The 21,027-nt window shown below is 71.9% G+C and carries 20 protein-coding genes; 13 read left to right on the plus strand and 7 right to left on the minus strand.

All coding sequences use genetic code 11. The annotated features are described in order from the left end of the window. Nucleotides 1-47 precede the first annotated feature (47 nt). Nucleotides 48-665, minus strand: a complete 618-nt coding sequence (locus tag AC068Z_RS25020) for a TetR/AcrR family transcriptional regulator (protein WP_478559605.1) — start codon at nucleotides 663-665, stop codon at nucleotides 48-50. Continuing rightward, nucleotides 662-1,366 (minus strand): hypothetical protein, encoded by a 705-nt coding sequence (locus AC068Z_RS25025; RefSeq protein ID WP_478559608.1) that lies wholly within the window; start codon nucleotides 1,364-1,366, stop codon nucleotides 662-664. Before AC068Z_RS25025 ends, AC068Z_RS25020 begins: the two co-directional genes overlap by 4 nt. 190 nt (nucleotides 1,367-1,556) lie before the next feature. On the opposite strand from AC068Z_RS25025, the gene hmgA reads away from it, so the two are divergent. From hmgA to AC068Z_RS25040, 3 genes are read left to right on the plus strand one after another with little or no spacing between them, the layout of a single operon-like run. After that, nucleotides 1,557-2,873, plus strand: a complete 1,317-nt coding sequence (gene hmgA, locus AC068Z_RS25030) for a homogentisate 1,2-dioxygenase (RefSeq protein WP_478559611.1) — start codon at nucleotides 1,557-1,559, stop codon at nucleotides 2,871-2,873. Between the two features lie 27 nt (nucleotides 2,874-2,900). Continuing rightward, the gene (locus AC068Z_RS25035; protein WP_478559614.1) at nucleotides 2,901-3,650 is read left to right on the plus strand and encodes a GntR family transcriptional regulator; all 750 of its coding nucleotides are present in this window, start codon (nucleotides 2,901-2,903) and stop codon (nucleotides 3,648-3,650) included. A 15-nt stretch (nucleotides 3,651-3,665) separates the two neighbouring features. Further along, a complete protein-coding gene (locus AC068Z_RS25040; RefSeq protein ID WP_478559617.1) occupies nucleotides 3,666-4,814 on the plus strand; it encodes a type ISP restriction/modification enzyme in 1,149 nt (382 codons plus the stop codon). On the opposite strand, the gene AC068Z_RS25045 is transcribed toward AC068Z_RS25040, so the two are convergent. Continuing rightward, on the minus strand, nucleotides 4,796-5,527 hold the full coding sequence (locus AC068Z_RS25045) for a TetR/AcrR family transcriptional regulator (protein ID WP_478559620.1): 732 nt from the start codon (nucleotides 5,525-5,527) through the stop codon (nucleotides 4,796-4,798). The two genes, AC068Z_RS25040 and AC068Z_RS25045, sit on opposite strands and share 19 nt — an antisense overlap. A 63-nt stretch (nucleotides 5,528-5,590) precedes the next feature. Here AC068Z_RS25045 and AC068Z_RS25050 point away from each other — a divergent pair, with 63 nt between their 5' ends. From AC068Z_RS25050 to AC068Z_RS25060, 3 genes are all read left to right on the plus strand, one after another. Then, nucleotides 5,591-6,529: an ATP-binding cassette domain-containing protein gene (locus tag AC068Z_RS25050; protein ID WP_478559623.1), complete on the plus strand. Its 939-nt coding sequence runs from the start codon at nucleotides 5,591-5,593 to the stop codon at nucleotides 6,527-6,529. Beyond that, a complete protein-coding gene (locus AC068Z_RS25055) occupies nucleotides 6,526-7,308 on the plus strand; it encodes an ABC transporter permease (protein WP_478559626.1) in 783 nt (260 codons plus the stop codon). The genes AC068Z_RS25050 and AC068Z_RS25055 overlap by 4 nt, the downstream gene beginning before the upstream one ends. Before the next feature lie 76 nt (nucleotides 7,309-7,384). After that, complete coding sequence (locus tag AC068Z_RS25060; RefSeq protein WP_478559629.1) at nucleotides 7,385-8,581, plus strand: CaiB/BaiF CoA transferase family protein; 1,197 nt, start codon at nucleotides 7,385-7,387, stop codon at nucleotides 8,579-8,581. An 18-nt stretch (nucleotides 8,582-8,599) separates the two neighbouring features. On the opposite strand, the gene AC068Z_RS25065 is transcribed toward AC068Z_RS25060, so the two are convergent. The 3 genes from AC068Z_RS25065 to AC068Z_RS25075 form a co-directional block, all read right to left on the minus strand. After that, nucleotides 8,600-8,869: a hypothetical protein gene (locus AC068Z_RS25065; protein ID WP_478559632.1), complete on the minus strand. Its 270-nt coding sequence runs from the start codon at nucleotides 8,867-8,869 to the stop codon at nucleotides 8,600-8,602. Nucleotides 8,870-8,995: 126 nt separating this feature from the next. Beyond that, nucleotides 8,996-9,796 carry an anti-sigma factor gene (locus AC068Z_RS25070; protein WP_478559635.1) on the minus strand — a complete coding sequence of 267 codons (801 nt, stop codon included), beginning with the start codon at nucleotides 9,794-9,796 and terminating at the stop codon, nucleotides 8,996-8,998. After that, nucleotides 9,793-10,335, minus strand: a complete 543-nt coding sequence (locus AC068Z_RS25075; RefSeq protein ID WP_478559902.1) for a sigma-70 family RNA polymerase sigma factor — start codon at nucleotides 10,333-10,335, stop codon at nucleotides 9,793-9,795. The genes AC068Z_RS25070 and AC068Z_RS25075 overlap by 4 nt, the downstream gene beginning before the upstream one ends. A gap of 230 nt (nucleotides 10,336-10,565) precedes the next feature. Between AC068Z_RS25075 and AC068Z_RS25080 the strand changes: the two genes are divergently transcribed. From AC068Z_RS25080 to AC068Z_RS25095, 4 genes are all read left to right on the plus strand, one after another. Next, nucleotides 10,566-12,098 (plus strand): DUF4331 domain-containing protein, encoded by a 1,533-nt coding sequence (locus AC068Z_RS25080; protein ID WP_478559638.1) that lies wholly within the window; start codon nucleotides 10,566-10,568, stop codon nucleotides 12,096-12,098. Nucleotides 12,099-12,215: 117 nt separating this feature from the next. Beyond that, nucleotides 12,216-13,508 carry a tetratricopeptide repeat protein gene (locus tag AC068Z_RS25085; RefSeq protein WP_478559641.1) on the plus strand — a complete coding sequence of 431 codons (1,293 nt, stop codon included), beginning with the start codon at nucleotides 12,216-12,218 and terminating at the stop codon, nucleotides 13,506-13,508. Continuing rightward, entirely contained in the window at nucleotides 13,505-15,115 is a 1,611-nt protein-coding gene (locus AC068Z_RS25090; RefSeq protein ID WP_478559644.1) for a HoxN/HupN/NixA family nickel/cobalt transporter, read from the plus strand. Before AC068Z_RS25085 ends, AC068Z_RS25090 begins: the two co-directional genes overlap by 4 nt. Before the next feature lie 33 nt (nucleotides 15,116-15,148). Beyond that, nucleotides 15,149-16,771 (plus strand): serine/threonine-protein kinase, encoded by a 1,623-nt coding sequence (locus tag AC068Z_RS25095; RefSeq protein WP_478559647.1) that lies wholly within the window; start codon nucleotides 15,149-15,151, stop codon nucleotides 16,769-16,771. Between the two features lie 25 nt (nucleotides 16,772-16,796). Here the strand turns inward: AC068Z_RS25095 and AC068Z_RS25100 are convergent, their stop codons facing one another. After that, nucleotides 16,797-17,591 carry an SGNH/GDSL hydrolase family protein gene (locus AC068Z_RS25100; RefSeq protein WP_478559650.1) on the minus strand — a complete coding sequence of 265 codons (795 nt, stop codon included), beginning with the start codon at nucleotides 17,589-17,591 and terminating at the stop codon, nucleotides 16,797-16,799. Between the two features lie 316 nt (nucleotides 17,592-17,907). Between AC068Z_RS25100 and AC068Z_RS25105 the strand changes: the two genes are divergently transcribed. The 3 genes from AC068Z_RS25105 (at nucleotide 17,908) to AC068Z_RS25115 (ending at nucleotide 20,757) form a co-directional block, all read left to right on the plus strand. After that, nucleotides 17,908-19,113, plus strand: a complete 1,206-nt coding sequence (locus AC068Z_RS25105) for a S8 family peptidase (protein ID WP_478559653.1) — start codon at nucleotides 17,908-17,910, stop codon at nucleotides 19,111-19,113. 170 nt (nucleotides 19,114-19,283) lie between these two features. After that, nucleotides 19,284-19,658 (plus strand): hypothetical protein, encoded by a 375-nt coding sequence (locus AC068Z_RS25110; protein WP_478559656.1) that lies wholly within the window; start codon nucleotides 19,284-19,286, stop codon nucleotides 19,656-19,658. A 1-nt stretch (nucleotide 19,659) separates the two neighbouring features. Beyond that, nucleotides 19,660-20,757: a GNAT family N-acetyltransferase gene (locus AC068Z_RS25115; protein ID WP_478559659.1), complete on the plus strand. Its 1,098-nt coding sequence runs from the start codon at nucleotides 19,660-19,662 to the stop codon at nucleotides 20,755-20,757. Nucleotides 20,758-21,027: the final 270 nt, after the last annotated feature.

Genomic DNA, 21,027 nt, shown 5'->3' on the forward strand with positions numbered 1-21,027 from the left:
GTTGCGGGTGCCGACGATCAACGAACGGGCCGCCGCCGGGGAGCCGTTCAGTCCAGGACGCGTGCGAGATAGGCCCGCAGCAGTTCCCGTGCCTCCTCGATGATCCGTTCGTCGCCCTCCGGGGAGACGCGGAAGGCGAGGTGGACCAGGGTGTCGGCGGTCTCCACGGCGACGAGGAAGACGCGGCGCAGATCCTCGTCGGGGGTGCGGTCGAGGTAGCCGGACAGCAGCTCGGTGAGGCGGTCGGCGACCCGGTGGTTGGGTTCCGCCCGGCGGGCGCCCACGGGTATCTGGTTGCCGAAGTCGACGAGGGAGAAGCCGGGCGCGGTCCGCTTCATGTGCAGGTACTCGTCGAGTACGGCGTCCATGGCGGTACGCCAGTCCCGTACGCCGCCCACCGCCAGGCGCTCGGTGACGCGCTCGGCGTAGCGGTCGAGGTTGCGTTGCGCCAGGGCGTCGGCCATCTGGCGCTTGTTGCCGAAGAAACGGTAGACCGAGCCGATCGGGACGCCCGCGCGCTGGGCGACGGCGCGGGTGCTCAGCGCGTCGTAGCCGACCTCGTCGAGGAGGGCGGCGCAGGCGTCGAGGATCCTGGTCAGCCGTTCGGCGCTGCGCCGCTGTACGGGCGCGCGGCGGAGCGAGTTCGGGTGGGGCACGGGCTTCATGATGCCTTTCCGGCGCGGTCCGGTGAACCTTGCCCTCCAGTACGGACACCGGTGGCCCCTGCACTCATCGTCGCGCCGACCTCGGAGAGCGCGGCGGAGCCCGTGCCGCCGGCCTCGGTGGGCGCGGCCGAGCCCGTGCCGCCGCCTCCCGAGGGCGCCGTGGAGCCCGTGCCGCCGCCCCCCGAGGGCGCCGTGGAGCCCGATGCCTGCGATGCCGTGAGGTCGGCCGTGCTCTCGATCGGTTCGCCGTCCGCCGCCCACACCGTGCCGTCGTCGGCGTACAGCCGGGCGGTGACATGGTGCGTACCGCGCGGCACGAGCTCGGCCGGGAGACGGTACTCGGGGCCGCGCAGCCGGGCGATCAGCCGGCCGTCCAGGTAGAGGTGCGCCAGGCCCCGCCCCGCCACCGGGGACTCCTTCGTACCGGCGGGCGAGAAGCGGAAGTCGCGGACGGTCAGGCGGACGTCCCAGCTGTCGTCGGCGTTGGGCTGCACCTCGACGCGGACCTCCGGCGCCTGGTCCTCGTCCACCTCGCGGTAGAGCCGGCCCTGCTCGTCGGAGTCGTCGAGCAGCTCACCGACCGGCGAGGGCGACCCGCCGTTCTTCTCGTCCTGTGTGCCCTTGGCGCCACAGCCCGCGGATCCGGTCAGCAGCAGGACACAGACCGCGAGCGCGGCGAGAGGCCCCCGCGTCCACGACATGCCCCGGAGCCTAGAACACGGGTCCGACACTCGAATCCCCCTGGAGTCGGGTTCAGATCGTCCGCAGTGATGAGGAAGGGAGGAGGAGGGAGGAGAAGGGAGGAGAAGGGATGGGGGCGGGGGACCTCTTGCGCCTGCCGGAACAGAATCCTACGGTGATGCATAGGATTCCAGTCGCAAGGGAGCGATCATGAGCGGGGACGCGCGGAAGACCGCGGAGGGGCTGTCGTATCTCTCCGGGTTCGGCAACGAGCACCAGTCCGAGGCGGTGCCCGGCGCCCTCCCCGAGGGCCGCAACTCACCGCAGCGCGCGCCCCTCGGGCTGTACGCGGAGCAGCTGAGCGGCACCGCCTTCACCGAGCCGCGGGCCCACAACCGCCGCTCCTGGCTGTACCGGATCCGCCCCTCGGCGGCCCACCCGGCGTTCACCCGCACCGACAACGGCGCCCTGCGCACCGCGCCCTTCACGGAGTCGGTGCCCGACCCCAACCGGCTGCGCTGGAACCCCCTGCCCGAGCCCGCCCCCGGTACCGACTTCCTCGCCGGTCTGTGGACCCTCGGCGGCAACGGCGACGCGACCCAGCGCACCGGCATGGCCGTGCACCTCTACCACGCCAACGCGGACATGGACCGCGTCTTCAGCGACGCCGACGGCGAGCTGCTGATCGTCCCGGAGCGCGGCGGGCTGCTGCTGCGCACGGAGTTCGGGCTGCTGCACGCGGAGCCGGGCCATGTGGCGCTGATCCCACGCGGGGTCCGCTTCCGCGTGGAGCTGCTGGACGCGACGGCCCGCGGCTACGTCTGCGAGAACTACGGCGCCCCCTTCCAGCTCCCCGACCTCGGCCCGATCGGCGCCAACGGCCTCGCCAACGCCCGCGACTTCAGGGCGCCCGTCGCCGCGTACGAGGACGTCGAGGGCCCGGTGGAGGTCGTCAACAAGTTCTGCGGCAACCTCTGGCGGGCCGAGTACGGCCACTCCCCGCTCGACGTCGTGGCCTGGCACGGCAACCATGTGCCGTACGTGTACGACCTGCGCCGCTTCAACGTCATCGGGACGATCTCGTACGACCATCCCGACCCGTCGATCTTCACCGTGCTGACGTCCCCGTCCGACACCCCGGGGCTCGCCGGGGTCGACTTCGTGGTCTTCGCGCCGCGCTGGCTGGTGGGCGAGGACACCTTCCGGCCGCCGTACTTCCACCGGAACGTGATGAGCGAGTACATGGGCCTGATCGAGGGCGCGTACGACGCGAAGGCGGAGGGCTTCGTCCCCGGCGGCGGCTCGCTGCACAACATGATGTCGGCGCACGGACCGGACCGGGAGACCTTCGACAGGGCGAGCGCGGCCGAGCTGAGGCCGCAGAAGGTGGACGACGGTCTGGCGTTCATGTTCGAGACGCGCTGGCCGGTGACCCTGGCCCCGCAGGCCGCGGACGCGGAGCACCTGCAGCGGCGTTACGACGACGTGTGGCAGGGCCTGGAGCGGCACTTCCGCCCCTTGCACTGAAAGATCCCTACCGGTACGGATGACCCCGTGACCTCCTTCGCCCCGGACTCCATCGTCCTGAACCGCAAGCTGCCGCTCTGGTACCAGGTGTCGCAGTCGCTGCGCGCCTCGATACTCGGCCGCCGGCCCCAGGACCCGCTGCGCCTGCCCACCGAGGAGCAGTTGGCGGGGCACTACGGCGTGAGCGTGCTGACCATGCGGCAGGCGCTGAAGGAGCTGGAGGACGAGGGGCTGATCACCCGCCACCGGCGGCGGGGCACGTTCATCGAGCCGCATGTGCGGCGCGGCGCCCCGGTACGGCTGCTGGGCTCGGTCGACGCGATCGTGGCCCAGCAGTCGGGCATGACGACCCGGATGCTGGACCACGGGAAGGGGCCGGTCCCCCCGGAACTCACCGAGCACTTCCCGGACCTGGGCGAGGTGGCGACGTACCACCGGCTGCGCAGCGACGAGAAGACGGGCGAGCCGACCAACCACGCGCGCAACTTCGTCCGGCCCGAACTGGCCGCGCGCATCGACCTCGCAGATCTGTCCCGGTGGCCGATGACGAAGGTGCTGCGCGATGCCGTCGGGGCGGACATCAGCCGCATCACGGACACGGTGGAGGCAAGGCTGGCGGATCCGGAGACGGCTCGGCTGCTGGAAGTGCCGTTGCTGAGCCCGATCTTGCACTACACCGGCATTACGTACGATTCGGACGGACGGGCCCTGGACGTGGCCGTGATCCACTACCGGGGGGACCGCTTCTCCTTCACGGTGACCCTCGACGCGACGTAGCGGCCACGACGTACCATGCCCACCGTGACGCACGACGACGCTCCGCTGCTGGCGGACCTCATGCCGTGGTCCGTCGCACCGCTTCGGCTGGGCCGAGGGTGGCCGACGGGGCCCGACGCGGCCTGTCTGAAGGCCCGCTGGGACGCCTTCGTGAAGGCGGAGGGCCCCGACCGGGAAGCGCTGCTGGAGCCGACCCGCTCCCGCACCCTGCACTCGGCGGTGGGTCAACTGCCGGGCCGGACCGGCGGTACGGAGAAGCTCCTGCGCGCCTCGGGGCCCTGCCCGGAACCGGTTCGCGTGCTGCACGCCCCGTTCGACGAGCAGTGGCTGATCCCCGACCACCGCCTGATCGACTCCGCCCGCCCCGAGCTGTGGCGGGTCGCGGACGAGCGGCAGACGTTCGTCGTCGAGACACCCGGCCGCCTGCTCGCCACCTCCGTGCTCCCCCTGCTCCGCCCCGGCCGCATCCGTCCCCTCTACCGCCGCCCCGGTGGCACGGAACCGAACCTCGCCCCGGGCCTCCTGGACCACCTGGCGAGCCGGCTGGGCCTGACCCCCTCCCCCGCCGACCTCCTCGCCTGGACGATGGCGACCGCCCGGCCCGACCTCACCGTCCCCCTCACCGAGGATCCCGAAGTCTGGGCGGCCGGTGTGGAGTCGGGCCACCGCGTGCTGTGGCTGATGCGCCGCGACGGCGACCGGCCCAAACTCCCCGGCGGCCGCCGCCCGTACGTCCGCGCCCCGCTCCCCGTGCGGCCGCTGGCGCTCCACTACGACCGCGAGGAGGAGGCCCTGCACCTGGACGAGGGCCGTATCTCCCCGGTGCCGCCCGAGGCCTGGGACTACGAGGTGGACGGGGTCCGCGTCCTGGAGCAGTGGTTCACGGCCCGGACGGCCGAGACGGCGGAGCCGGGCACCCTGGCGGCCGTCCGCCCGCAGACCTGGCCGCAGACGTGGACCTCCGAACTCCTGGAGCTGATCACGGTCCTGGCGCTGCTCGCCGAAGTGGACGCCCGGCGCCCGGAGTTGACGGTCATCGCGCCGATCACGGCGACCGAGCTGCGCAGCGCGGGAGTTCTCCCGGTGCCGGACTCCGCACGCAGGCCGGCCTCGGTGCTCGACCACCACGAAGAGGGCCCGGAAGGTCAGTTCGCGCTCATCTGACCCGGCGCGTAGCTGTCCAGCAACCGGTTCAGCATCCGGTCGAACACCCCCTCGGCGTCCTCCACCGGCGCCACCCCCTGGGCGAACAGCGCGGCGAGATGCGGGTACTGCCCGGTCGCGACCTGACTCATCATGTACGCCCCGCGCACCTGCTGCTCCCGCTCCGCCGACCACGGCTCGGACCGTGTCCGCTCGGCGAGGGTCAGCTCGTTGGCCACGAAGGTCATCACCGAGCCGTTGACCATCCCGAACAGCTCCAGCTTCGTGCCCGGCGGCACGTCGAGGCTCTCCAGACAGGCCAGGACCCAGTCCAGGCAGCGCAGGGCGTTGGGGCTGACGCTGTACAGGGAGGACATCACCCGGATCACCCACGGATGCCGCCGCATGATGCCGCGCGCCTGCCGGGCCAGGTCCAGCATGTCGGCGCGCCAGTCCCCGCTGGGCGGGCGGGACAGGTCGTACTCGCCGCTGACCACGTCGACCATCAGCTCGTACAGGTCGACCTTGCGCGGCACGTAGTTGTACAGCGACATCGTCCCGCAGCCGATCTCGGCCGCCACCCGCCGCATCGAGACCGCCTCAAGGCCGTCCGCGTCGGCGATCCGCACCGCCGCCGCCGCGATGTCGGCACGGCTGTAGGCGGGCCTGGGCCCCCGCCCTGTCCGCTCGGGGCGCGCCCAGATCACCTCGGGTTCATCGGTACGGCCGGCCATGGATCATCACCTCGCCCACCATCGTAGTTACGTACACCGTACGTAGTGCGCTATGGTCGCCGCATGACTACTACGTACGCTGTACTTAGTGAGGGTCTGGAGAAGCGCTACGGCGACGTCCACGCCGTACGCGGACTGGATCTGGCCGTGGCCGAGGGCACGGTCTGCGGGATCCTCGGCCCCAACGGCGCCGGCAAGACGACCGCCGTCCGGCTGCTCACCACCTTGCTGCGACCCGACGCCGGGTCCGCCCGGGTCGCGGGGCACGACCTGGTGCGGGAGCCGGCGGCGATACGGCGCCGGATCGGGGTCACCGGGCAGTACGCCTCGGTCGACGGCGACCTCACCGGGCGCCAGAACCTGCGCCTCTTCGCCCGGCTGCACCGGGTCGGGGACGCGGGTGCGCGCGCCGATGAGCTGCTGGAGCGGTTCGGGCTGACCGAGGCCGCCGATCGCCCCGCCTCCACCTACTCGGGCGGTATGCGGCGCCGGCTCGACCTGGCGGCGAGTCTGGTGCGGCGGCCCGAGATCCTGTTCCTGGACGAGCCCACCACGGGTCTCGACCCCACCAGCCGCAACCGGATCTGGGACGCCGTGCGCGAGCTCACCGCCGACGGCACGACCGTGCTGCTGACCACCCAGTATCTGGAGGAGGCCGATCAACTCGCCGACTCCATCGCCCTGGTGGACCGGGGCCGGGTCGCGCACACGGGGTCTCCGGCGGAGCTCAAGTCGGTCATCGGCGCCCAGGTCGAGGTGGTCGTCGCCGACTCGGGCGTCATGGCCCGGGCGGCCGCCGTGCTGGACCGGCTCACCGGTTCCGAGCCCTCGTTCGACCCCGACCGCCGGGCCGTCGCCGCGGTCACCCGGGACAGCACGCTCACCCTCCCCCGGCTGGTGCGCGAACTCGACACGGCCGGGGTCGCGTTGCTCGACGCGAGCCTCAGACCACCCACGCTCGACGATGTCTTCCTGCGCCTGACCGAGGAGCGTGCGGCATGAGCACCCTGGCGTACGACGGCACCGCGCTGCTCGGCCGGCAACTCCGGCGCGTCCGCAACAACCCGGGGCTGCTGATCCTGACCCAGACGACCCCGATCACCATGCTGCTGTTCTTCGGTTACGTCTTCGGCAGCGCGGTGGCCATGCCGGGCGAGGAGTACCGCACCTTCCTCGTGCCGGGCCTGCTGGCGGCGACGGCCTCCGGCGGGATCATGACCGGGATGTTCCAGGCGGCCCAGGACGCGCACCGGGGCGTGACGGACCGGCTGCGCACACTGCCGGTGAGCAGGGCGGCCGTACCGCTCGGGCAGGCCGCCGCCGACCTGGTCGTCACGGCCGTCGGCCTGGTGCCGTTCCTGCTGGTCGGACTCGCCGTGGGGTGGCGGTTCGAGGGGTCCGCGCCGGACGCCGTCGCCGCCCTGGCGCTGTTGCTGCTGTTCCGGTTCGCGTGCACGTGGGTCGGGATCCTGCTCGGGCTGGCCAGCCGCAACGAGGAGGCGGCGGGGCAGTTGGGCAGCGTGACCTTCGTCCTGCCGCTGCTGTCCAGCGCGTACATCCCGACGGAGAATCTGGCGGGCTGGCTGCGCACGGTCGCCGAGTGGAACCCGATCAGCGCGCTCACGACGGCCCTGCGGGACCTCTTCGGCAACTCCCCCGTCCCCGCCGACGCCGCCTGGCCGGTGGCGCACCCGGTCGCCGGGACCCTGGCCTGGAGCGCGGTGCTGATCGCGGCGGCCGCGCCCCTGGCCGTACGGCGGTACACGCGCGGCGAGCCCTGACGACCCCGCGGCCTCGGTACAGGGTGCGCCCGGGGACCGTGGCGGAAGCGGACGCCCTCGGGGCATGATCGCCCGCATGGAATCGCAGCCGCTGCCGCTCGCCGGCATCACCGTCGTCGCCGTCGAACAGGCCGTCGCCGCCCCCTTCGCCACCCGGCAGCTCGCCGATCTCGGCGCCCGGGTGATCAAGGTCGAGCGGATCGACGGCGGCGACTTCGCCCGCGGTTACGACACCGCCGCCCGCGGGCTCGCCTCGCACTTCGTGTGGTGCAACCGCGGCAAGGAGTCCCTCGCGCTGGACCTGAAGGACCCGCGCGGCCTGGACGTCGTACGGCGGCTCGTCGGCGACGCGGACGTCTTCGTGCAGAACCTCGCACAGGGCGCCGCCGCCCGGCTCGGCCTGGACGCGGCCACGCTGTGCGCCGCGCACCCGCGGCTGATCGCCGTCGACATCTCGGGCTACGGCTCGGGCGGCCCGTACGCGGACAAGCGGGCCTACGACATGCTCGTGCAGTGCGAGGCGGGCCTGGTGTCGGTCACCGGGACGCCCGAACAGCCGGTGAAGGCCGGGATCCCGGCAGCGGACATCGCGGCGGCCATGTACGCCTTCTCAGGGGTGCTCGCGGCGCTGGTGCGCCGGGGCACGACCGGGCGGGGCGGGCCGGTGGAGGTGTCGATGCTGGAGTCGCTGGCGGAGTGGATGGGGCATCCGCTGCACCACGCGATGCACGGCGGCACCGCCCCGGCGCGCACCGGGCTCGCGCACGCCGTCATCGCGCCTTACGACGCCTATCCGACCGCGGACGGCGGCCGGGTGCTGCTGTCGGTGCAGAACGACCGGGAGTGGCGGCGCCTCGCCGAACAGGTGTTGGAGCAGCCGGAGTTGGGCTCGGAGCCGGCGTACGCGACGAACGCGGCGCGGGTGGTGAACCGGGAGCGCACGGACGAGCTGGTAGCCAAGGCGCTGGCCGCGCTCGGCACCGACGAGGCGCTGGCGCGACTGGAAGGCGCGGGGATCGCCTGCGCGCGCCTGCGGGATCTGCACGAGGTGGCGGAGCACCCGCAACTGGCGGCCCGGGAGCGGTGGCGGGAGGTGGGTTCGCCGGTGGGGCCGCTGAAGGCACTGCTGCCGCCCATCACGCTGCCGGGCGGAGAGGCGGCACGGCTGGGGGATGTGCCCGCGCTCGGTGAGCACACCGAGGCGCTGCTGCGAGCCGTGGGGATGACGGACGGCGAGATCGCAGCGCTGCGCCGGGACGGTGTGGCCGCCTGAGCGCGGGCCCGGTACGCCTCAGTGACCGCCGAACAGCGAGCGACGCAGTCGGCGCAGTGGCGCGAAGAGCGAGACGCGACGGACTCGCGCACCCCGGTCGCTGTGCTGACGCACGGGTTCACGGGCGGTCAGTTCAAGCATCAGCGAGGTCGCCTCGGCCGTCTTCTGCTGCGGCACGGCGGGACCCGCCAGCACCGAGAGATGGCGGTCGAGGCGCGAACTGGTCGCGCTGCTCCCGCAGGTGATCGCAGGGACCCTCGCCCTGCTGCGCACTGTTATCTGTTCCATGTCACTCCCCACCCGTACGAGTCCACCCGGCCCGGGCAGGGTAACCCTATCGCCCCCTCGGGGCACTCGTGTATCGCGGTCACAGGATTCACCTTCCCCGTAAGGGTGTTGACGACTCCTCTTTGATTACTCTCCGAATCCAACCGATTTCAGGGCGAGTTGGACTACCGGCTGGGTAGTGGGCTGCGGGGAGCCGCCGCCCGGCTCGACGGTCACAGCCAGTGACGTCGAGGACTCGTCCAGGCCGGACGCGACCAAGGGCGTGTCGCCCTCGAAGAGCCCCAGGGAGCGTGGTTGCGCGCCGGGGCGCATGAGCCACAACTGGTGCACGCGGTCGTCCGGGAGGTCGTCGTATCCGGCGAGGGTGACCACCGCGCGCCCCTCCGATGCGGAAGCGATCACTCCGATACTCCGGCCCTCGGCGTCCCGTCCGGTGCTCGCTCGCGCGTCGGGTGCGGCCAGAACGTGGGCGATCTCACGCGCCTGCGCCCGCTCGGCGTCCAGCTTGTCCTGCGTGTCGTTCGCCTGGACGGCGAACAGCGAGGCGACGACGAGCGCCGCGGCGGCCGTGGCGGTGGCGAACGGCACGAACAGCGGCCGCCGCACCCGAGCGGCCCGAGGCGGCGGCCCGGCCCCCCACACATGCGGCGGCAACTGCGGTTCCCGCACCCGCACCGGCTCCCGTACGGCCTCCTGCGGAGTCGTCCGTACTGCGGCCAGGACCCGTTCGCGCAGCGCCGCCGGCGCCGGGGCGGAGGTGGACCAGGCCAGCCGGACCGCGTCCTCGGACAGAACCCGCACCTCGGCGGCACACCGCTCGCAGCCCCGCAGATGCTTCTCGAAGCGCACGCGCTCCCCCGGTTCCAGGGCGTCCAGAGCGTAGGGCGCGGCGAGTGAGTGGAGGTCCTGGCGGCGGAACAGGCTCATGCGGCACCTCCGAGGCACTCGCGCAGCCGGGTCAGCCCGTCCCGCATCCGGGTCTTCACCGTGCCGAGCGGCAGGGAGAGCCGCTCGGCGACTTCACGGTAGGTGTAGCCGTCGTAGTAGGCGAGGGTGACGGACTGCCGCTGGATGGCGGTGAGCCGGTCCAGACAGCGGCGCACCCACTCGCGCTCCAGGCCCGCCTCGACCTCCTCGGACACCTGGTCGAAGGCGGGGTGATGGGCCTTGCGCGCCTCGCGCTGCTCGCGTTCGCCGGCCGCGCGTGCGCTGCGCACCCGGTCCACGGCCCGGCGATGGGCGAGGGTGAGGATCCACGACAGGGCGCTGCCCCGGCCGGGGTCGAACCGCCCCGCGGACCGCCACATCTCCAGCAGCACCTCCTGCGCCACCTCCTCCGACTGGGCGGGGTCCCGCACGACCCGCCGCACCAGTCCGAACACCGGTCCGGACACGATCCCGTACAACTCCTCGAACGCCTTCTGGTCGCCGCCGGCCACGAGCACCAGCAACTCGTCCGCCTCCAACTCGTCTCCCCCTCCCGCGAGACCGCATCCGGGCCGTCCCGCCCCACGAGGTATTCGCAACACACCCACCTCCGGATGGGGTTACGGATCAGAAGAGCGAAAACGCGGGTCGGCGAGGCGTCAAAACAGTTTCACCGGCCCGTCCGAAGAGTTTTCAGGCCGGACCAATCCGCTCCGCACCCTGCTCCGAATCCCGGTGCGTCAGGCAAGTTGAACCGAGGACGGACGGCATGACACCTATCGCCAGGAGCGGCGCCGGACGCACGAGCGTCGCCACCCTCATCTGTGGTGCGCTGGCCGCCGGGGGGCTCGCAGCCGCCGGCGTGACCGCGCTGGAACCCGGGGCGGCCTCCGCCTCCAGCCACCGGGAGGCCCCGCTGATCTCGGGGACCCCGCAGTACGACAACACGGACGTGTACGCGTTCGTCAGCCCGGACAAGCCGGACACCACGACGATCGTGGCCAACTGGATCCCCTTCGAGGAACCGGCCGGCGGACCGAACTTCTTCACGTTCGCCGAGGACGCTCAGTACGACATCCACATCGACAACAACGGCGACGCGCAGGGTGAGCTGCTGTACCGGTTCACGTTCAAGACGCACGTCAAGAACAAGAAGACGTTCCTGTACAACACCGGGCCCGTCGAGAGCCTGGACGATCCCGACCTGAACATCACGCAGTCGTACGACATCGACCTGCTGCGGCTGAAGGACCAGCACCTGGTCTCGAAGACGAAGATCGCCAACGATGTGCCGGTGGCGCCGTCGAACGTCGGCAAGGCGTCCATGCCGGACTACGCGAAGCTGCGCTCACAGGCGGTCCACCAACTCGCCGGTGGCGCCTCCTCGTTCGCGGGACAGGCCGACGATCCGTTCTTCCTGGACCTGCGGGTCTTCGATCTGCTGTACGGCGGGAACCTCAGCGAGGTCGGGAACGACACGCTCAAGGGCTACAACGTCAACTCCATCGCGCTCCAGGTGCCGACGCACATGATCACCGAGTCGGCGAAGCAGCCGATCGTGGGGATCTGGTCGACCACCCAGCGCAAGAACGCGCAGGGTCGGTTCACGCAGGTCTCGCGGCTCGGCATGCCGCTGGTGAACGAGGTGGTCAACCCGATCAAGGACAAGGACAAGTTCAACGCGAGCGCGCCCTGGAACGACGGGCAGTTCCTGAAGAACGTGACCAATCCCGAGCTGCCGAAGCTCATCGAGGCGATCTACAAGATCCCGGCTCCGGCCGAGCCCCGCAACGACCTCGTCGACGTCTTCCTGAAGGGCGTGAAGGGGCTCAACCAGCCGCCGCACGTGCGGCCCGCGGAGGAGCTGCGGCTGAACACGTCCATCAAGCCGGCCGCCTCGCCGAAGCGGCTGGGTGTGCTCGACGGCGACAACGCCGGGTTCCCCAACGGGCGGCGGCTGACGGACGACGTCCTCGATGCGGCGCTCCAGGTCGTCGAGGGTGAACTCGTCGGGGCCAAGAACGACTTGGGGGACGCGGTCGACAAGAACGACAAGGACTTCGAGAAGGCGTTCCCCTACGTGGCGCTGCCCACGGAGGGATCCCGGGGGCCGCTGGCGAAGGGCACGTCCGGGGGGAACGACGTTCGGAACCAGCTCGGTGACGCGCTGTCGCCCGCCGGGTCCGGGAGTTCGTCCGACACCACGCTGATCGCGGCCTCCGCGGGCGGTGGAGCGCTGGGTGTGCTGCTGATCGGGGCCGGGCTGCTGTGGTGGCGGCGGATGCGGGAGCGGGCGTACTAGGCGTCGTTGGGGTGCGGGGGGTGTGTCGGCTGCCGGTGCGTTGTGGCTGGTCGCGCAGTTCCCCGCGCCCCTAGGGAAGTCCACCGCACGTTTCTTCTTGAGTGACCTAGGAGTGGCATGAAAACGCGCGCCCAACTTGGGCTGTGTGCCGGGCTGTTGGCCGTGGCGTTCACTGCGGGCGCTGTTGCCTTCGGTGGCGAGGTTCCGGAACAGGGCGTTTCGGCTGTGTCGCCGGTGGCGCTCAGGGCCGGTGACGTCGGGGCGCTTCAGGAGCATCTGCGGGAGCAGCCCAGGGACTTCAGCGGCTGGGCGAGCCTTGGTCTCGCGTACGTGGAGCAGGCGCGCACGAACGGCGACGCCTCCCGCTATCCGCGGGCCGAGAAGGCGCTGAAGCGGTCCCTTGCGCTGGCGGCCGGTAATGATCAGGCCCTCGCCGGGCAGGCCGCCCTTGCCGCCGCCCGGCATGATTTTCCGGACGCCCTCGACTATGCGGACCAAGCCCTCGAGGCCAATCCCTACAGCGAGCGCGCCCTCGCCACCCGTATCGACGCCCTTGTCGAGCTGGGGCGTTACGACGACGCCCTCGAAGCCGCCGAGACCGCGGACGCCCGACGCCCCGGGGTCCCCGTCTTCACGCGGTACGCCTACGTCCACGAGCTGCGCGGCGACGTGAAGACCGCGCGGCGGGTGCTGGAGCAGGCCCTCGCCTCCGCGACGGCGCCCTCGGACGTGGCGTACGTGGCCACTCAGCTCGGCCAACTCGCCTGGAACCAGGGGGACTACGAGGAGGCCCTGCTCCAGTACGCGCGGGCGCTCGCCGCCGATGACTCCTACCTCCCCGCACTGGAGGGGCGGGCCCGGGCCCAGGCCGCGAGCGGGGAGCGGGATACCGCGGTGAAGGGCATGGAGGCCGTCGTCGCCCGGTCGCCACTGCCCGGGTCGCTCGTCGTGCTCGGGGAGTTGTACGAGGCCGACGGGGAGCGGGAACGGGCCGGTGACCAGTACGCCCTCGTCGACGCCTGGACCGCGCTCGCCCGGGCCAACGGCGTCAACGCCGACCTCGACACCGCGCTCGCCGCCGCCGACCACGGCGACCCGGACGCCGCCCTGCGCGCGGCCCGCGCCGAGTGGGACCGACGCCACACCGTGCACACCGCGGACGCCCTCGCCTGGGCCCTGCACCTCAACGGGCGGGACAAGGAGGCGCTGCCCTACGCGCGCCGCGCGACGGACACCGGGTACCGCAACGCCACCTTCCTCTACCACCGCGGCATGATCGAGCGCGCCGCCGGCCAGGAGGGGGACGCCCGCGAGCATCTGGCGGCGGCCCTGCGGCTCAATCCCGGCTTCTCGCCGCTCGGCGCCCGCGAGGCCCGTGCCGCCCTGAAGGATCTGGAGGCCGGCGCGTGAACCTCCGTCGTCCGCTCGTCGTCGCCGTCGCGGTCGGCGCGGCCGTACTGCTCGCCTCCCCGTCCGCGAGCGCGCATCCCCTCGGCAACTTCACCGTCAACCGTTACGACGGACTGGTCGTCGAAGCCGGGACCCTCCGCGTGGACCACGTCGAGGACCTCGCCGAGATCCCCGCCACCCAGGCCCAGCCGGAGTTCGAGCGGCTGGGCCTGGCCAGGTGGGCCGAGCGGCGGTGCGCGAGCGCCGCGCGGGGCAGCGCACTGAAGGTGGACGGCCGTACCACCGCCCTCTCCGTCAACAGCAGTGACGCGCGCGTGCGGCCGGGGCAGGCCGGGCTCGACACCCTGCGGGTGGAGTGCGAACTGTCGGCCCCGCTGCCCGAGGGCGTGGGCCTCACGCTGGATTTCCGGGCGGCCGGTGCCGACTCCGGCCCCGGGTGGCGGGAGATCACCGCGCGGGGCGACCGGATGACGCTCACCGCCTCCGACGTACCGGAGGAGTCGCTGTCCGGGGAGCTGACCGCCTACCCGGAGAAGCTGCTCTCCTCCCCCGCCGACACCGCGACCGCCTCGCTGGAGGTGAGTCCCGGCGGGCCCGCGCTCGCCGACGAGGACGAGCGGGACGCCCCCGCCTCCTCCGTGCTGCCGCGCGGCGCCGACCGGTGGACCCGGGCCCTGGACTCCCTGGTGGCCCGGAACGACCTCACCGTCGGCTTCGCCGCCCTCGCCCTGTTCATCGCGATCGGCCTCGGCGCCCTGCACGCCGTCGCGCCGGGCCACGGCAAGACGCTCATGGCGGCGGTGGCCACGGCCCGCGGCGGCAAGGCCCGGATGAAGGACGTCCTCCCGCTCGCCGCCTCCGTGACCGTCACCCACACCCTGGGCGTGGTCGCCCTGGGCCTGCTGGTCACGGCCGGTTCGGCCGCCGCGCCCTCGGTCATCGCCTGGCTGGGCATCGCGAGCGGCGCCCTGGTCACGGGGGCGGGCATCACTCTCGTACGACGGGCCTGGCACCAGCGGGTCCACCAGCGCGCGCACGCCCATGCCCATGCCCATGTGCCCGAGCGGACCCCCGCCCTCGTCGGCGCCCACACCCACGAGCCTGACCCAGAGCATGCGCACACCCACGAGCACGACCAAGAGCCGGCGCACGCCCACGAGCACACCCCGGAGCATGCGCATGCCCACGAGCACAGTCACCGCCACGGCGGCACCACCCACACGCACACACACGGCGGCAGCACCCACTCCCACTCCACCGCCCCCACCGTGCGCGGCACGATCCTGCTCGGTTTCGCCGGTGGGCTCGTGCCCAGTCCCTCCGCCGTCGTCGTCCTGGTCGGCGCCGCCGCGCTCGGGCACGCCTGGTTCGGGCTGCTGCTCGTCGTGGCGTACGGGATCGGGCTCGCGCTCACCCTCACCGCGGCCGGATACGCCGTCGTACGGCTCGGGGCCGGGGCGAGCCGGCTGCTGGAGCGGCGTCCGCGCTGGGCCGTCCATCCGATGGCGGGTCTGGTCCGCCGCACCGCACCGCTGTTGTCCGCGTTGGTCGTCGTAGCTCTTGGGGCCGGATTGGTGCTCAAGGGGGCGGCATCAGCCCTCGGTTGAGCTACTTTGTGAGGAAAAGGAGATTTCGCGCGCATGCGAATGGGGGCGCCCGTGTCCGACGCACCGGGCAGTGAACGAGTGATCGCGGGCCGCTACCGTCTCCTGTCCCCGCTCGGCGAGGGTGGCATGGGGACCGTCTGGCGCGCCCGGGACGAGGTGCTGCACCGCGAGGTCGCCGTCAAGGAGGTGCGTGCCCCGCACGGGCTTCCGGCCGCCGAGGTGGAGCGGATGTACGCCCGTCTGGAGCGCGAGGCGTGGGCGGCGGCGCGGGTGGCGAACCGCAATGTGGTGACCGTGTACGACGTGGCCACCCAGGACGGCCGCCCTTGGATCGTGATGGAGCTGGTGCGCGGGATCTCGCTCGCCGAGCTCCTGGACGCCGAGGGCCCGTTGCCCCCGCAGCGGGCGGCGACCATCGGGGCCGAGGTGCTGTCGGCGCTGCGGGCCGCGCACGACGCCGGGGTACTGCACCGGGATGTGAAACCGGCGAACGTCCTGCTGGCCAACGACGGCCGGGCGGTGCTCACCGACTTCGGGATCGCCATGGTCGAGGGCAGCTCGGCGCTGACCATGACCGGCGAGGTCATCGGCTCGCCCGAGTTCCTCGCCCCGGAGCGGGCGCTGGGCCGCACCCCGGGGCCCGAGTCCGACCTGTGGTCGCTCGGCGTGCTGCTGTACGCGACGGTGGAGGGCAACTCCCCGTTCCGCCAGGACACCCCGCTCAGCACCCTGCGGGCGATCGTCGACGAGGAGCTGCCGCCGCCGCGCCGGGCCGGTCCGCTCGCCCCCGTGATCGAGGGGCTGCTGCGCAAGGACCCCGCCGAGCGGCTGTCGGCGCAGCAGGCCGAGCAGGAGCTGCGGATCATCGGCGCCGGAGGCACGCCCCGCGCGGACACGTTCCGGGCGGCGCCGACGCCGTACGCCCCGACCGTCGCCTCGCACCAGCAGCCGCCGACGCCTCCGCGGCCGTACACACCTCCGCCGGCCTTTCCCGGTTCCGGTGCCGGTACCGCCCCGACGACCATCGGCCCGGAGCGGCCCGCCCGCAACCGCCGTGCCGCCGCCGTCCTGATCGTGGGTGTGGTGGTGCTCGCGCTGGCGATCGCCGGTCTGACGTACGCCCTGCTCAACCGCGAGGACGACGGCAAGGAGGCGGGCGGCGGCACCACCAGCCAGGAGGAGACGCCGGCCACGCCGACCGAGACCGACGAGGAGAAGCCCACTCCGACGCCCACGCCCAGCGACACCCCGACGACGAGTGCTCCGCCGCCGCAGTCCGTGCAGGTGTCGCTGGCCGGGGCGAACACGGAGTACGAGGGGGCCTGTCCGCCGCCGCAGGGGGAGGCGCCCTCGTTCACGGCGACCTTCACGGTGGGGCGGCTGCCCGCGGAGGTCAGCTATCGCTGGGTGTCGCGGGACGGCGATGTCATGGACTCCGGCTGGAAGACGCTGTCGTTCCCGGAGGGCGGTGCGAAGACCAAGCAGGACCGGGCGTTCGTGACGACGAACGACGACAGCGGGTCCTTCGAGAACGAGATCAGCGTGGAGGTCCGCGATCCGGTGGAGACGACGTCCAACTCGGTCGCGTTCTCGGTCACCTGTGAGACGGAGACCCCGACGGACGGGGTCTCCCCCTCCCCTTCGGTGAGCTACTGAAGGATCAGGCCGAGTTGCTGCAGGATCAGGCCGCGCTGTTCAGGACGGGCAGATAGCCGCCGGACTGGCCGGCCGCGGTGGGGTGGTACGACTCGCCGATGTTGAGCCAGTTGACGCTGTGCAGCCAGGAGCTGCCGGAGCAGATCTCGTGGCCGGTGAACGTGGTGCGGACGTCGCCGAAGGTGAAGGAGTGCGCGGCGGCGCGGCGGGCGACGGCGGCGTTCAGGTAGTCGGACGCGTCGTTGATGGCCTTGCGCTTGGTCTCGGACAGGCCGAGGCAGGACTGGCCGAGCTTGTAGAAGCGCGGATAGCCGATCACGACGACATGGGCGTTGGGCGCCTTGGAGCGGATCGACGAGTAGACGTTGTCGAGCTGGCCGGGGAGCGTGGAGTCGACGTACGCCCGGGCCGTGTTGATGCGCGAGATGCAGGAACTGTCGGACTGGAGCACACAGGTCGTCATGACGTCGGCGAACCCGGCGTCATTGCCGCCGACGCTGACGGAGACCAGCGCGGTGGAGGAGTTGAGCGGGGCCATCTGGTGGGCGAGAACATCACCCGTACGAGCGCCCGAGCAGGCCGTGAAGGCGAACGACGAGGGTGAGTTGGCGGCCGCCCAGAGGTAGGGGTGGGCCTTCGTGCTGCGCTTGCAGTCACCGCTGGAGCCGATGTAGCTGCCGGCGCCGACCCCGGACGCGTAGGAGTCGCCCAGGGCCACGTAAGGGCCCGGGGCGGCTTGTGCCGAACCGGCACCGGCGAGTACCGCACCGGCGGCCAGGAGGAGCGAGCTGACGTAAGCGGCAATTCGGGAACGTCTCATGGAACCTCCCTTTAGCAGGATCTCTGCCATAACTTTCGTACCAACTACGCGTGTTGACGGGAAGTGTCCATGCCAAGACTTTCGACCTCGAATCGACCCGGACCCTATGTGTTCACTATGCGTTTGATTACGTGCTCATGACAGATTTGTTGACAGCCCCTCAACTCCCTTGTTCTACGCCTGTAGACCACCCACTCTTGATCCAGCCCGTAGCGGGAACGCGACGCTCCGCGGCCGTGCGCGCGATCACGTGCGCACCCCCCACAGACGCGTGCCCCACCCAAGCGCGCGTCGCCAATGAGGAGGACTCCCTCGCATGGCACAACTGCGTAGCAAGAGACTGCGGTTCGCCGCGATAACCGGCCTGGCGACCGCCGCCCTCGTGGGCGGGCTCACCTCCCTGCCCGCCCAGGCCGCCCCGGCCGAGGGCAAGGTCCTGGCCGCCGACTCCCCCGCGGCGATCAAGGACAGCTACATCGTCACGCTGAAGAAGGGCGCGGGCCTCAAGGCGGCCTCCAGCGCGGGCAAGGGGCTCATCAAGGAGTACGGCGGCTCGGTGAACCGCACCTTCGGCACCGCGCTGAACGGCTACACCGCCACCCTCTCCGCGGCCGAGGCGCGGCGCCTGGCCGCCGACCCGGCGGTGGCCTCGGTGGAGCAGAACCAGCGGGTGCAGGCGGACGCCACCCAGTCCAACGCCCCCTGGGGCCTGGACCGCATCGACCAGACCGCGCTGCCGCTGTCCGGCACCTACACCTACCCGGACACCGCGGGCAGCGGCGTGACCGTGTACGTCATCGACACCGGCGTGCGCATCACCCACGCGCAGATCAGCGGCCGTGCCTCCTACGGCTACGACGCCGTCGACGGCGACACCACCGCCTCCGACGGCAACGGCCACGGCACCCACGTGGCCACCACGATCGCGGGCAGCACCTACGGCGTCGCCAAGCAGGCGAAGATCGTCGCGGTCCGGGTGCTGAACAACAGCGGCTCCGGGACCACGGCGGGCGTGGTCGCGGGCATCGACTGGGTCACGGCCAACCACTCCGGTCCCTCGGTCGCCAACATGTCCCTCGGCGGCGGCGCCTCCACCGCGCTGGACACGGCCGTGCGCAACTCCATCGCCAGCGGCGTGACCTACGCGGTCGCGGCCGGCAACAGCAGCGCCAACGCCTCCTCGTACTCCCCCGCCCGGGTCACCGAGGCCATCACCGTCGGCGCCACAACCAGCACCGACGCCCGTGCGAGCTACTCCAACTACGGCTCGGTCCTGGACATCTTCGCGCCCGGCTCCTCGATCACGGCGGGCTGGTACACCAGCGACACCGCGACCAACACCATCTCCGGTACGTCGATGGCCACCCCGCATGTCGCGGGCGCGGCCGCGGTCTACCTGGCCGGGCACACCTCCTCCACCCCGGCCCAGGTCGCCTCGGCCCTGATCGCCGGCGCCACCACCAACGTGGTGACGAGTCCCGGCACCGGTTCCCCGAACCGGCTGCTGAAGCTCGTCCCGTAACTCCTGGACCACCTGTTCCCCGGGGGACCCCACTTCCTTCGGGGAACAGCCCTGTGCGAGCCCACGCCGTCTTGACGGCCCCCTCGGGACTGAGCCACATTGAAGCCCGGCATCCGGCGCTTCGGGGGGCAAAGTCGCCAATGCAGACGTTAAGGCTCAAGACATCACGCGTGCGCCCGGAACCGGGGGACCTGGCGCCGCTGCTGGCGGGCGCCGCGACGGCCGTGGGGGCGGCCGGGGCGCTGCTCGCGTTCGCCGACAGCGACTCTCCGCTGCGCGGCCCGCTCACCCTGTTCTTCCTGCTCGCGGCGCCGGCCGCGGCCATCGCAGCCGCCCTGCGCGGGCTCGAACCCTTCGGCCGGACGCTCGCCTCGCTGGCGGGCGCGGTCGTGGTCAACATGCTGGTGGCGCAGGCAATGCTGGCCCTGCACAGCTGGTCGGCGACCGGCGGCATCCTGGCCGTGACGGCGCTCAGCGCCCTCGTACTCCTGCTGGTTCTGGTACGGCGGCTGCGCGGCCGTACGGAAAGAAGGCGGACTCCCTGACGTGGACATCAGTGTGTACCGTCCCGGCGAGCTGACCGCCGCCGACCGGACGGCGTGGACGGCAATGCAGTCCAAGGCCCATCTCAACGGGTCGCCCGAGCTGGCGAACCCCTTCCTCTCTCCCGAGTTCGCGCTCGCCGTCGGCCGTTGCCGGCCCGGGGTGCGCATAGCGGTCGTCCGCGAGCAGGGCGAACCCGCCGCGTTCTTCCCGTACCAGCGCACCGCGGCCGGAGTCGGCCGGGCCATCGGGCTCGGGGTCTCCGACGCCCAGGGCCTGGTGCACCGGCCGGGCTTCGACTGGGACGCCCGGGAGCTGCTGCGCGCCTGCGGGCTCGCGGTGTGGGAGTTCGACCACCTGATCGAGGGCCAGCCGGCGTTCCAGGCCGAGTCCACCGGGTCGTACGCCTCCCCGGTCATGGACGTGGACCAGGGGTACGAGGTGTATCTCGGCCAGCTCCGGGAGCGCTCACCGAAGTTCACCCGGACCACGCTCGCCAAGGAGCGCAGGCTCGGTCGTGACCACCCGGACGTGCGGTACGTGCACGACGAGCGGGACCCGGCCGCGCTGCGCACCCTGATGGCGTGGAAGTCGGCGCAGTACCGCAGGACCGGACGGAGCGACCGCTTCGCGCAGGACTGGATCACGCGGCTCGTGGACCAGCTCTTCCACTCCCGCACCGAGTCGTTCGCCGGGGTGCTGTCGGTGCTGTACACCGGGGAGCGGCCGATCGCCGCGCACTTCGGCCTGCGCAGCGAACGGGTGCTGGCCTGCTGGTTCCCGGCGTACGACCCGGCGTTCTCGAAGTACTCCCCCGGTCTGGTGCTGCACCTGCGGATGGCCGCTGCCGCCGCCGCGGACGGCATCGCCTATCTGGACCTCGGCCGGGGCCAGAAGGAATACAAGGACTCCCTGAAGTCACGCGAGCTCAGCGTGTCCGAGGGGTGGGTGACGCGGCGTCACCCGGTGGCGCTCGGACATCGGGCACGGCGTGCCCCGGTGCGGGCCCTGCGCAATGTCGTGGTGTCCAGGCCGGAGCTGTTCGAGCCCGCCGACCGCCTGCTGAAGCGAGTGGGAAAGATCCGCTCAGGGCGGAAGTAACGGAAAAACCAACAAAAACGTGAGGCCTGGTTCCAGGTCTTGCCATATGGACGCAATCGTCAATACCGTCATACATCTCACCCGCATCGGACCACCACTTACGCGGACCAGGGGAGGGCTCAGGGCCGCGGTGGAACCCGGCGCGGGGCGCGGTAGGGGGGTTCCGCACTCGGTCGGCGTACTGGAGGTACGCGTGGCCGGGGCGTGCCGCGCAATCGGCTGTCGCCTGGGCGGGAGCCGATGAGTTGTGCCAGTAATAACCCCCCTTTC

The organism is Streptomyces sp. NPDC043726 (genome assembly GCF_056436565.1).

Excerpts from the sequence above, each read along its gene's own strand:
- AC068Z_RS25020 (WP_478559605.1), bottom strand. The coding sequence starts at position 665 with ATGAAGCCCGTGCCCCACCCGAACTCGCTCCGCCGCGCGCCCGTACAG.
- AC068Z_RS25025 (WP_478559608.1), bottom strand. The coding sequence starts at position 1,366 with ATGTCGTGGACGCGGGGGCCTCTCGCCGCGCTCGCGGTCTGTGTCCTG.
- hmgA (WP_478559611.1), top strand. The coding sequence starts at position 1,557 with ATGAGCGGGGACGCGCGGAAGACCGCGGAGGGGCTGTCGTATCTCTCC.
- AC068Z_RS25040 (WP_478559617.1), top strand. The coding sequence starts at position 3,666 with ATGCCCACCGTGACGCACGACGACGCTCCGCTGCTGGCGGACCTCATG.
- AC068Z_RS25045 (WP_478559620.1), bottom strand. The coding sequence starts at position 5,527 with ATGGCCGGCCGTACCGATGAACCCGAGGTGATCTGGGCGCGCCCCGAG.
- AC068Z_RS25050 (WP_478559623.1), top strand. The coding sequence starts at position 5,591 with ATGACTACTACGTACGCTGTACTTAGTGAGGGTCTGGAGAAGCGCTAC.
- AC068Z_RS25055 (WP_478559626.1), top strand. The coding sequence starts at position 6,526 with ATGAGCACCCTGGCGTACGACGGCACCGCGCTGCTCGGCCGGCAACTC.
- AC068Z_RS25060 (WP_478559629.1), top strand. The coding sequence starts at position 7,385 with ATGGAATCGCAGCCGCTGCCGCTCGCCGGCATCACCGTCGTCGCCGTC.
- AC068Z_RS25065 (WP_478559632.1), bottom strand. The coding sequence starts at position 8,869 with ATGGAACAGATAACAGTGCGCAGCAGGGCGAGGGTCCCTGCGATCACC.
- AC068Z_RS25070 (WP_478559635.1), bottom strand. The coding sequence starts at position 9,796 with ATGAGCCTGTTCCGCCGCCAGGACCTCCACTCACTCGCCGCGCCCTAC.
- AC068Z_RS25080 (WP_478559638.1), top strand. The coding sequence starts at position 10,566 with ATGACACCTATCGCCAGGAGCGGCGCCGGACGCACGAGCGTCGCCACC.
- AC068Z_RS25085 (WP_478559641.1), top strand. The coding sequence starts at position 12,216 with ATGAAAACGCGCGCCCAACTTGGGCTGTGTGCCGGGCTGTTGGCCGTG.
- AC068Z_RS25095 (WP_478559647.1), top strand. The coding sequence starts at position 15,149 with ATGCGAATGGGGGCGCCCGTGTCCGACGCACCGGGCAGTGAACGAGTG.
- AC068Z_RS25100 (WP_478559650.1), bottom strand. The coding sequence starts at position 17,591 with ATGAGACGTTCCCGAATTGCCGCTTACGTCAGCTCGCTCCTCCTGGCC.
- AC068Z_RS25105 (WP_478559653.1), top strand. The coding sequence starts at position 17,908 with ATGGCACAACTGCGTAGCAAGAGACTGCGGTTCGCCGCGATAACCGGC.